At 59.0% G+C, this 11,220-nt stretch carries 7 protein-coding genes and 1 tRNA gene; 7 read left to right on the top strand and 1 reads right to left on the bottom strand.

The annotated features are described in order from the left end of the window. The 7 genes from JK213_RS15305 to JK213_RS15275 all read left to right on the top strand — a co-directional run bounded on the left by JK213_RS15305 (position 1) and on the right by JK213_RS15275 (position 10,102). Positions 1-77: transfer RNA gene (locus JK213_RS15305), tRNA-Met, on the top strand. Positions 78-272: 195 nt separating this feature from the next. Beyond that, positions 273-1,778: a hypothetical protein gene (locus tag JK213_RS15300; protein ID WP_194263487.1), complete on the top strand. Its 1,506-nt coding sequence runs from the start codon at positions 273-275 to the stop codon at positions 1,776-1,778. Positions 1,779-2,196: 418 nt separating this feature from the next. Beyond that, a complete protein-coding gene (locus tag JK213_RS15295) occupies positions 2,197-3,858 on the top strand; it encodes a DUF262 domain-containing protein (RefSeq protein WP_194263488.1) in 1,662 nt (553 codons plus the stop codon). Positions 3,859-4,534: 676 nt separating this feature from the next. Next, the gene (locus JK213_RS15290; protein ID WP_194263489.1) at positions 4,535-7,594 is read left to right on the top strand and encodes a CHAT domain-containing protein; all 3,060 of its coding nucleotides are present in this window, start codon (positions 4,535-4,537) and stop codon (positions 7,592-7,594) included. Then, on the top strand, positions 7,576-8,373 hold the full coding sequence (locus JK213_RS15285) for a hypothetical protein (protein WP_194263490.1): 798 nt from the start codon (positions 7,576-7,578) through the stop codon (positions 8,371-8,373). Before JK213_RS15290 ends, JK213_RS15285 begins: the two co-directional genes overlap by 19 nt. Further along, positions 8,370-9,686, top strand: coding sequence for a hypothetical protein (locus tag JK213_RS15280; RefSeq protein ID WP_194263491.1), 1,317 nt, complete (start codon positions 8,370-8,372; stop codon positions 9,684-9,686). Before JK213_RS15285 ends, JK213_RS15280 begins: the two co-directional genes overlap by 4 nt. Next, positions 9,683-10,102, top strand: coding sequence for an ASCH domain-containing protein (locus JK213_RS15275; protein WP_194263492.1), 420 nt, complete (start codon positions 9,683-9,685; stop codon positions 10,100-10,102). The genes JK213_RS15280 and JK213_RS15275 overlap by 4 nt, the downstream gene beginning before the upstream one ends. Here JK213_RS15275 and JK213_RS15270 read toward each other — a convergent pair. Continuing rightward, on the bottom strand, positions 10,099-10,851 hold the full coding sequence (locus tag JK213_RS15270; protein WP_211571858.1) for a hypothetical protein: 753 nt from the start codon (positions 10,849-10,851) through the stop codon (positions 10,099-10,101). The genes JK213_RS15275 and JK213_RS15270 overlap by 4 nt on opposite strands. Between the last annotated feature and the right edge of the window lie 369 nt (positions 10,852-11,220).

Genomic DNA, 11,220 nt, shown 5'->3' with positions numbered 1-11,220 from the left:
CGCGGGGTGGAGCAGCCCGGTAGCTCGTCAGGCTCATAACCTGAAGGCCGCAGGTTCAAATCCTGCCCCCGCAACCAATTCCATCATAAATCACTCACAATCGACTGCTGACGCAGATGTTCCCGCGTCATTTCAGTCGTCTAATTGCGCCCCGACCTTCGAAAGAGGGTCGGGCGATTGCGCGCGTCCGCACCACGCCATGGCCAACAGGGCCGCCTCCCAGATTTGAAGTCTTTCTCACTTTCCGAAACTTCATGCCTTAGGAGGTCAATATGGCCGATAAAATAGTGCGCATTGAGCACATCGACTTTAGGACGATACGTCGTAAGCTGGCCGAATCCCCTGCGAACGCGGCAATTTTGGCGTCAGTCGCTCTCGATTTTGAGGCTGATGCCAAGCTACAGGCCTGGCTAAGGTACTACGAACGGTCTCACTCAGTTCCGAAGACACGCGAGGAGAGGGACGGGGATCAGGCTTACTTTGAGAAAAGACGGCTTGCTTGGTTGAGAGATTTTATACGACAAAGTTCGCCGAAAGCTGAGGTCGAGATATGGGATCTCAGAGAAAAAACCTGGGTCAGCATTTGGTCTAACCTCAGTGTTCTGTGTCCAGATGTCATAAGAAGACAGGCCACTTGTGCTCAGCTCGCTGCCGAGATTGCTCAACTCGTTGATCCAGCCAATTATTATACAGACTTCCAGCGCCTTGAGTGGCTCAAGACCAATATCAGACGTAGATCCGGTCAAAGTGCCATTGAAATGTGGGATGCCAGGCAGACCCTGTGGGTTCAGTTAAGCGACGCTGAACTGAATAACATTTATCCCTTCTACGTGAGAGGAAATGTGCCTGACAGGCAGGTGGGGCTGGAGTTCGTTCAGGTTCTTGAATCGCTCGCATCACCCAACGATGAGGATCCGATCGTCAGGCGTGTCCTCGAGCAGAGAACGATACGTTCATTTTACAGCGATGTTCAGCGTCAGACGTGGCTGCGTGATTATACGAGACGCAACTTGGAAACAGACGATCTGGAAATTTGGCATATTCTGCACGACACATGGACGGTAGTGAAGCGCGAGACCCTTAATGGCCTATGTCCCAGTCAGGTGAAAGGCAGCGTTTCGGAGGACCATCTCTGGGACGAGATCGTCAAGGCTGCAGTTCTATCATCTTCATACGAAGGAAGATATCCGCCGATACGACATTATACGGATGATGATGTGATCCTCTGGGCCTGGCAGAATTGTCGATATTGCGATGTCGACGGTTCTCTTCGGCTGGAAATATACTCTGTCATGGAAGGTAAATGGTGTTGCGCCGCTTACGAAGCGTGGAGAGCGCATTTGCCGAAGGTCCTGACAGTCGGGCGGCACGATGACCAGATGCGGCGTCTGCTGAACATGGGCAAGCAGAGTCTTTATAATCTGCCGTTTTCATATGGTGGCAAGGCAACGATGACAGTTGCGGATGTTGCCTCCGATCTGCTGTTCGGGGGTGTTGAAGCAGCTCTATCTCACGGCACAACGTCCGGGATAATGCCTTTAATGGCGCGTATTCAGGAGCTTGCGGATCCTGTACTGCGCGAACGGCTGGGTACGAACATGCAAGGAGGTGTGACCATGGCGACGATCGCCGCCGAAGTATTGGACTGTGAGGTAGGGCTCAAACCTGCCGAACAGGCGCAGTTGGCCAGGCGTCTTAAGGATCTTGGATGGGTCCAGCGCCGAACGTCTGTCGCACGGCTTTGGTGTCCACCAGATGCTTCTGATCGGTTAACTTGAGCAAAAAAAAGGGTTTCGAACTGGGCCTCTCCGGGATTGACGGAGACCAGTCTGCACAAATTACGCAGCTATGGGGGCGTGGTCCATAGCTGCGTAGAACTGTAGTTCGGCTTCGGCTGGCGTGATGTTCCCGATCGGCTCGAGGATACAGCGGTTGTTGAACCAGTCTACCCATTGAGAGGCGTGTCCGCGTACGGCTTTGAGCAGACAGACTGTTTAGGGGAGACAACAGATTGTCGGCTATCGGGAAGCGATAGCCTAAAGTAGCCATTCGCAGTGCTTACGTTCATGACGGCAGCCGACCAGATATCACCGTCCAGCAGATCGCGACGGCGTCCTAAAGCCGATTACCTCAGCCTCGCACACCGGGCTTTCCGTCGGAATAGACAGGCCGCATCAATGCTGCCAAATTCGTTATATGCAGCTCAATCCGATCCACGTTACCGTATTCAAACTTCTTGAAGGCCGACTCTTCCGCATACCTGGCTATCAACGATCCTATTCCTGGGGCCGGCATCAGCGGGCCGATCTCTTTCGCGATATCGAGGAAGCCCAGCGGTCCGGTCTTGACCATTTCATGGCGACGGTCGTCGGCTTGACCCGTGAGACAATCGATATCGGCGCGGAGGAGTTTCGTGTCGTTGAGTTGGTCGACGGACAGCAGCGTATCACCACGCTCGTCATCCTTCTCAAGGCGATTGAGAAGGCGTTGGACGCTGAAAATGCTGCTGCACAAAAAGCCAAGCAGGGCCTTGCAGACCTTCTGGTGAAAGGGGATGAGCACAGTCTCGTCCTGCTGCAGACCAACCATGACAGCAGCCACGTCTTCACGGATTATCTCCGAAAGGGCGGCGTCGACGAGACGCTCGTGGTGACGGCAGCTGATTACAATATCGTTGACGCCATTGCCGAATGCGAGCGCTTCGTGGCCGGGTGGAGTGCGGACGGCGGGCTGGTCGGCCTCCTGTCGACGATCCGCAACCGAATGTCGATGATCCTGCATGAGATCGCCGACGAGTCTCTGGTTTACCGGGTGTTCGAGGTCCTCAACAGTCGCGGGCTCGACGTGAAGTGGGTCGACAAGCTGAAGAGCCAGCTTATGGCCTCAATCTACGAACATGTCCCCGTCGGCACCCGAGAACCGGGACTCGCGGAGATGCATGTCATTTGGCAGGCCATTTATCGGACCATCGGGACAGATGCGGATCACGCCGACGAAGCATTGCAGTTCGCCGGTACTTTCGCCCGCGAGAGGGCACCTAACAAGGTTCTGACTCAGGAGGAAGCAGCGCGCGAGCTCTTTCAGGCGGGCGGTCAGGCCCTGAAGCCGATTATCGCGGCTGCTCGAAAGTTGGAAGCGATAAACCGGTACGTCCACGAGCTTCACAGCGACAACAGACGCCGGGCGCCGGCGAAAGTGTTGCAAGCCCGGCTCGTGGCGATTGCCATCATGGCGCGCAATTTTGACGCGGCTACGACCGCGGATTTACTTGAACGATGGGAGCGGTCCTCGTTCCGCCTTTTTGGGATTGGGCGCTTGGACGCCCGTTCCTATAACCGGGAATATACCCATCTAGGGCACGCGATTGCCGCCGGCCTCGATGCAAAGGCGGCTGCCAAGGCCATCGAGGCCCTTGGCGAGGATTTTGACCTCGAAGAGCGAATTTCGCTCAAAAGCTATTGGGACGAGTGGTACTGGCGTCGCGAAGACACCCGTTATGTTCTCTTTCGCTATGAAGAGCATCTCGCCGCGGAAGCCGGGGGCCCTATCAACGCGTCCGAGTGGAACAAAATCTGGGCAACCGATCCGGCAAAATCGATCGAGCATGTGAAGCCACAGCACACCGAGGTCGGCTATCTGCACAACCTTGGCAACCTGACCATGTTGCCGCCCGGCGTGAATTCGTCCCTTGGCGGTCGCGCTCCCAACGAAAAAGCTGACACTTACGTCGAGTGCGGATTGCGCGGCACGGCGACGATCGGCCGTGAAATCAATACCGGTCTCAAATGGGACAAAGCTGCGGTGACTGCACGCTGCGAAACCCTAGAGGCCTTTATCCGGAGTTACTGGAGGATCTGACCTCGAACCCACGTCGAGGCTCAGTCTTGGTCAGCGCGGACGACCGGATGGATGGTCTGGCGTCCGCTCGGCTGCAGCCCGATCGGCGACGCCGATCATCGGACGCTCCCACCTCAATGATTCAATCGCACGTGCAACGCGCTGATCGCGATCCAGCGGCCGCTTGCGTCAACACCGGACCTTCGTGGCGTCAACGTCGGATGGCCGCTTCGTCCCAAGCTTTGTCTGGCGCGGTTCGCCTGCGAATGTCGGCTATCGGGAAAGGGATGACCGAAAGCCGACATTCGCAGTGTTCACGTTCATGGACAGCTACCGACCAAAATGCACTGCTCCGAGGCATTACTGGGAACGTAGGTTTGCGTGCAAACTTGCCGTTTGCTTGTGTCAGCAGGTTGGGGCCGCTGTCGCCAGCATAGCGGTAGTACAAGGCACCGGCGCAGCTGCTCAAAAGCGGACATCCGTTCATCGGCCTTGCGCCTTTGATCGAATAACCGCACCAGTAACAATAGCGAGCCAGAGTGATGATGTTCGTTATCGAGTTCGGAGGCGGATAATTGACGAAACGTCTTCGGAGCTCTGGGCAGCACGATCACCACTTTGGATGAAATCATTGCGACCATATTGAAACGCGCAATGACTTTCGAGTACGGACGAGATACTATCAGGCTGCATGGGGATGACGACTAATCTTATTTGGCGCGACGACGTCGGCTGGGACGTCATACGTGGTGGCGATAGGCGCCACGTACCAATCGATGCTGCATTCTTTGCCGCGGCTCCGCGTTACTTGGAATCTCAAGCCAGTGAACGCTATCGACAGCTTGCAAATTCGCCGAATTATCTGAGCTGGTGGGCAGACGCATGCGGCGGCGAGGCGCCTGGCATCAGGCGCTTCGCAGTTCACACGCCGGCCGTGCATTGGGAACGTCCTTGGGAAGCGACGATCGCATCGCTCGGCGAAGCCCGTTGGTCTGATGTCGCCATGGTGAGACTGGTATTAGGCGAGGCCAAAGGCGTTGCTCCCCAGGAGATTGGTGCGCCGCTACGGACCATGCTTCTTCAGGGCCAAGAGGTAGCCGAAGGCCTGCAGGGCCTGGATCTCGTTGCGGAACGAACCGCGCTGGAACACGCTCGGGCCCAACTCGACGCGGCTGTGCAAGCGCTCGTATCGCCAATCGAAACCCGCCAAATCGGTCAAGCGGATCTCGTTGCGGCCCTGATCGAAGTCAAACCGACAATCCTTTGGCTGAGCGGTCATGCGACCGCAGACCCGCCTGGCTTTCTCCTCGTTGATGGGCATTGGCTTTCCCCGGACGATCTTGCGGCTGCTGTCAAGGAGGCAGCTCAGGCCAGCGGGAGGGTCCCACTCTATGTCGTGCTCTGGGCCTGCAAGACTGGGCTCAATCCGCGTTTCGCCGCGCCCCGTGCTGCGCCGCCCTTCGTTGCCGCGCTGGCCAGCGTCGGCGTGTCGGCCGTCCTGGCGACTTTGGCACCGCTCGCCGACGATATCGCGCCCGATTTTGCGGCGGAGGTTTTTACCGCAATCGCCGCGGGTCGTCCGCTCGACCACGCCGTTGCGCGGGCCCGGGCAAAGTTGATGGCAAGCCAGTTACCGGCGGGAGAACGGTATGACTGGGCTTGTCCCGTCACATGGTGTGTCGATGCCCCATCCGACGAGATCGAATGGTCCGACGCCGCGGCGTCGGCCCAACGGCAAAGCCTCGCGAGGCGGCTCGTTGTCGATCCATTGGAGACCGCCGAGCTTGACGGCGCCGGAGTTGCACAAACTGGTCTGTGGGCTCAATACCGCCGCATTTGGGTCGTCAACCGCTCGGCGAGTTCCTTCCAGGTGCGGTCGGAATGGCTGGTACGGGTCTTGGGCTTGCAGTCGGTCACGTCGCAAATGGTCCTCACCTTCGACTTTCGCGACGGCACGGGCCGCAACGTCATCCGCGACTGGGCGAAACGACTGATGCGTCAAACGGATGGGTTCGACGACCCCGATCGCCGTTTGCGGAAACTCGCCTTTGTCCTCAGCGAAGATCCGGAATCTGGTTGGCACGCGTTATGCGATCATGAGACAATGACGCTTGCGTTGATTGAGCCGGCGGAAAAGGAACCATGGCTTTGGAAGTCTCTTCGAGACGGAAAAGCCTCTGCGATCGTCCTCGCAAAGACATTTCCAGCCGAAATGGCCGCATATAATTGGAAAGTGGAGCAGTTGGCAGATCCAGCACCATTGGCCGGTTTCGACCCGCTTCAGCATCCGATTGCGCCGGCTCTGGCGATCCTCGCCTATCCAGCGGCAGAGTCCGATCTTGCCGCGATTGATGCCACACAGGTTGAAGCCCTCAAACAGAATGGCTTCCTCGTCCAGACCCGGGCCGGCTGCGTCATGCCGCTCTCCCGGGCCATGTCCTTAGTGGATGAATTTGGTCCGGACCAACTGATTGCGGCGCACCGCTCCGCCTTCGCCATGCTCGACGGCATGGCGGCGCGCGCCAAGCTCGATGAGGGCGCAAGCGAAACCCTACTCAAGGCACGCCTGCATCATGCGAAAGCAGGCGGCGACCCGGCCGCTCTTTCGACGTCCGCGCAACAACTCATGAAACGCTATCGGGACGAACGCCGGGCCAGCGCGCTGCTCGACGTGTTTACACAGGCAGACCCGCGCGACATCGACGAGGCTTGGAAGGTGTCGGCGGGGTGGGCCCATCTTTCGGTGGGCTCGCCCACCGACGCGATGGACTGGCTCGACCTGGCGCAGGACGACGAACTCGATCCTGTCGTGCAAGCCAATAAGCGTGAGCTAATCGCCGAAGTTGAAAAGTCGTCAGGGGCAGCCGGATCAAAAGAACGTGCACGGTCCGCGTTGGACGAAGCATTGGCTTTACTTGATGGCGCACCAGACGATGTCGCTAAGCCGACGCGCCTTCGTATCCAGCATGACCTGGCCCGCTTGACCCATTTCATCGATGGCGACCCATGTGCCGCAATTCCACAATATGAAGCGGTCTATGCGAGCTGGGTTACCTTACCGCATAGCGGCCTCGATCAAGCCATTACGCTGCGCAATCTGGCCGAGGCACGGATGATGCTGGCGGGCAGGGGGGGCGATGACGCTTTGTTCGATGCCGCATCAGATGATCTCTCCAGAGCGCGCGACAGCCTGCCACCCAATACGGGACACACGGTGGCGGCCGAACTCGAATATGTTGCGGGCAGGCTTGCTCTTCGGCGGCGTGACAAGGAAGCCGCGACGGCTTTCTTTCAGCAAGCTCGGTCCGTCGGCCTTGCCACCAACCATCTAATGCTCGTCGCCATAGCCGAAGCGCGCCTGTTCTGGTGGCACATCGAAGGGCAGCCTGCAGCGGAATATGATGCCGCGCCTTGGGCCGCCCGCGTCGCAGCGCTGACACCCTTTCAAGGCCATGCTTGGACGGCGCGCGTCATGATCGACGGACATCTGCGCTCAGCACGATATCTCCTCGATGGCGGCCTGAAGCGGCCAGCAGCTGCCGCTCTGAGCGCAGCGATGGCACTGCTCGACGCCAATCCCGCCTTCGACGCGGGCTCGGATCGTGCGCGCATCATCGCGACTTATGCCGGATTGCTCCTCACTGGCGGCGATCAGGCCGCATGGGATGCCATGCTGATTCGGTTCGACTGGGCAGCGCAGTGGATAGTCGACCATAACGCAGCCGCACCAGAAAAAGCATGGGAGGCAACACGCTAATGGGGAGTTCGGGTTCGGGAGCCGGTGGCGGTAGCGGCGGATATGGCAGTGGCGGCGGCGGTGGCACGGGCGATGCCGGCGGTGGCGGAATGGGAGCAGTCACACTGCGCGGCGGCGCGCTCAGCTCGGCCGATCCCGGACGTGCGGCGGCTTTCGAGGCGATCGCCAAAGTCTATGGAAAGCTACCTAAGGACTATCTCTCCTTCCTTGTGAGCGATCCAGGCGTCGCGAGCGCCTATGAGGCGATGTTCCGCTTGGGCGTCATGCTGACCCAGGACAAGAGCTGGGATGGTGTCGAGCGCGGCTATGGGGTCGACGCGGGGCCCGGCTGCCTCGCGCGACTGGCGTCCGTCCTGGCGAGCGATACCGGAGACCATGCGGTCAGCCCGGCTTTGCAGGCCCCGCTCAAGGCCGCCATTCTGGACTTCTTCCTGCGCGTCGTGGGTGACAACCCCGCGATCCGCAATCGCGGCGATGCAGCGCAGGTTCTCGCGGCAACCCAGGCCGACGCATTTGCCCGCACGTCCAATCTGTTTCTGGGCTCATTCCTCTACGAAAATCTGCGTCTCGAGGGCAAAAACCTGAACAAGCCCGCGCGCTCGCATCTGAACGATTTCGCTATGGCCCAATCGGACGCCATCGTTACAGCGTTCGACAGTAAGTTTCGTCACAAGGCCTGGCAAGACATTCCCCAGGCCAGCTTTCCACACATGGTCAAAATCCTGGCGGGCGAGCCGGAATGGACCGCCAATCGCCTTCGCGCAAAGGTCAGGCCATGAGCAATGTCACCTGCACAGTCCACGGCGTCCGCAAAGGCCTTCCGCTTCGCAAAGCCCGCTTCGAGTTCGGAACCGCGCCGGTCTGGACGGTGCAAGGGTCATTTGGTCCGCGCAAGCTCACACCCCGTGGCTGTGATCTGATTGACATAGCCGGCGCCATCTACCGTGTGGAATCTCAAATCCATAAGCGCGCCACCGATCCCGCCATCCTTTGGGAACTGACAGTCCCGGTCCGCGACCCCGACTTCTGGACTCGCACCGGCGGAGCGCTGCTCGGCGCTTGTCTTGGCTTCCTCAACCGTTCGCGCTGGATCTTCACCTTCACAAAGCGGCCCGATGCGGTCGACTTCGTTCGCCCAGCGCCCGACGAGCGCCCAGTCGGGCAAATCACTCTCTTTTCCGGGGGCATGGACAGTCTGAGCGGTGCCGGATCGGACGAGGGGCCGCGCCGAGCCATCCAGCTCGTTTCCTTCTATCATGGCCAGGCCAAGCTCCAGAGCGAGCTTGCCGCCGAGCTTGGCTATCAGCCTCCAACCCAATGGCGCTTGACCGGGCGGCGCGGCAAAAAGGGGATGAATTTCATCCGCTCCTTCATGTTCCTCTGCCTCGGCGCCGCCGTCGCGGAGAGCTTTGGCACCAAGCGAATCGTCCAATATGAAAATGGCGTGCTTGGCACGGCCGTGCCGCAGTCGGGTAATTTCGTGCCCACCCGCCATGCCCATCCCGAGACGCACCGGCGCGTCGTTAAGCTGTTCGACGCCGTGTTCGAGAGCGGCTTCACGATCCTCAATCCGTTCCTGGCCCTCACCAAACGCGAGGTCGGCCAACAGCTCGTCCATACCATTGGCGCAAAGAAGGCCGAGCCCTTGTTTCGCCGGACCGAGACCTGCTGGTATCTGTTCCAACCGAAGGTCGGCGGCCTAGATAAGGCTAACGGTCAACCCTGCGGCGTCTGCACTCCCTGTATCGTTCGCCGGACAGCCCGGCCCGCCGAAGCGAGTGCGGGCGCATGGTCCGACTGGCCGGGCTATGCGTTTGATCTGAAGGATACGCGCTTCGGCGAGCACCTGATCGTTGGCACCTCCTTTCGGGGCTATCTGGAATTGGTCGATATCGCATTGAACGCTGCAGATGATACGGCGCTGATCGACGAGCTCGCGCCCGAGGCACGCGCGCTCATCGACGACATCGCAGGCCCCGACGAAGCTTTGGTGGCCGGCGTCCTGCGGCGCTTCGCCAACGAATTCTGCGACACGTTCGGCATCGCACAGCCCGGACAGAAGGCGAAAGCGCGCAAGGCGGCAAAGACATGAGCCTCCCCGATCTCGCGATCAGCATCCGCCAGCCCTGGGCCGAGCTCATCCTGCAAGGCCGCAAAACGATCGAAGTGCGCAGCTGGGATACGGGTTATCGCGGGCCCCTGTGGCTCCATACTGGTAAGCATGCCGACCCTGATCTGGACCGACGCTTCGGCATCACCAGTCCGGCGCGTGGCGCCTTTGTCGGACGCATCACGCTCGAAAGCATTTCTCCCATAGACAAGGGCCGATGGGAAACCTGGCGCAGTGCGCATCTCGATCCGGGTCGCTACGAACCGGGCCTCTTGGCCTGGATACTCTCGACGCCGGAACGCTTGACGCCGCCGCTTGCCGCGCCAGGGAAACTCAAGATCTACAAGATCGACGATGATCTGACGAAGCAGTTGAGCGCCCGCCTCATTGTCGGCTAGAACACCGTCAGCACATAATCATCGTCGATATCATGGATATCTGGTGCCTGTGGCGCGTCCGGTGCAATCGCCTCACGGTAAACGATCTTGGGGTCGCCGAAGATCTTTTTCTTGAGATAGGCCAGTTTGAACAGTGGCGTCAGCGGCCCCTCGCCAATAATTTTGATACCGACGCCATGAGAATCGACCATCGAGGTCCCAGCATCGAGTTTCGCGACGAGCTGGGCGTTGACCGGGGCATTGGCGGAGACTTCGAAATTGATTTCCGCGCCATCCTCTTTCGACAACAGGATCGTCGCGCTATCCGCCTTGCTCACCTGCACGACGACGGCATGATCGGTGTCCCAATTGCCTTCCAGTCGCCGCTTGTTGAGGAAACGGCCAAGCGCCAGCAGGTCGGTGATCTCCGTGATCGAGACGGACGGCGCTGTAAACACCACACCTTGATCTGAGGTAAACTTGATCTCGAGGAGCGCTTTGCCATCGGCAACCTTGGCATTCGCCTCGCCCGACGCGTGCGCATTCAGCGACCGCGTTGACTTGATCATGATATCATAGCTCGCCGGCGACGGGCCTTCGCGCGAGCCAAGTGCCTCGATTTCTTCCGGCGTGAGGCGACCGTAAAAGTCGAAGAGGGAACCGTTCACGCGGCCGAAATCGCCAATCTCGCGCGGAGTATTGGGCGGCCAATTGGCAAACAAGGATGTCTCGGCGCGGATGCTGGCTCCATATTGCTGGTCTGTCGGCATGAATCACCTCCAAAATGGACGACAAATGGTGTCGTCCCATTGTTGTTTGTTGGCTCTGGTCGAAACTGTATCAACATTGTTTAACAACTTCACGCCGCTTCTTCGCCCCGTCACATCCAATGCGGTTGAGACATGCCTAAAGGCGTGAATGCATTCGATCAAATACGACGGACCATGTGGAAGCTGCGTCCGCATCCCGCAGCGGGCCGAAGTGCTTCAAAAACGGCAGCTTAGATGTTTAGTCCCGTGTTTTGATGGTTTGGATTGATGATTAATTTTTCTTGCTCTGAAGTCTAGGCTCAGGACCTATTAATTTATTGAACTGAGCGGTGTTCCGTGATTCACAGTCTTACCGATGGAGGGTGGGCC

The organism is Gluconobacter sp. Dm-44 (genome assembly GCF_018256175.1).
GTDB lineage: Bacteria > Pseudomonadota > Alphaproteobacteria > Acetobacterales > Acetobacteraceae > Gluconobacter > Gluconobacter cadivus.
Note: the sequence above shows the minus strand (reverse complement) of the source record. Positions and strands in the feature narration are given on the sequence as shown.

Bases quoted from the DNA above. Each gene is read 5' to 3' on its own strand.
- JK213_RS15300 (WP_194263487.1), top strand. From the start codon at position 273: ATGGCCGATAAAATAGTGCGCATTGAGCACATCGACTTTAGGACGATA.
- JK213_RS15295 (WP_194263488.1), top strand. From the start codon at position 2,197: ATGCAGCTCAATCCGATCCACGTTACCGTATTCAAACTTCTTGAAGGC.
- JK213_RS15290 (WP_194263489.1), top strand. From the start codon at position 4,535: ATGACGACTAATCTTATTTGGCGCGACGACGTCGGCTGGGACGTCATA.
- JK213_RS15285 (WP_194263490.1), top strand. From the start codon at position 7,576: ATGGGAGGCAACACGCTAATGGGGAGTTCGGGTTCGGGAGCCGGTGGC.
- JK213_RS15280 (WP_194263491.1), top strand. From the start codon at position 8,370: ATGAGCAATGTCACCTGCACAGTCCACGGCGTCCGCAAAGGCCTTCCG.
- JK213_RS15275 (WP_194263492.1), top strand. From the start codon at position 9,683: ATGAGCCTCCCCGATCTCGCGATCAGCATCCGCCAGCCCTGGGCCGAG.
- JK213_RS15270 (WP_211571858.1), bottom strand. From the start codon at position 10,851: ATGCCGACAGACCAGCAATATGGAGCCAGCATCCGCGCCGAGACATCC.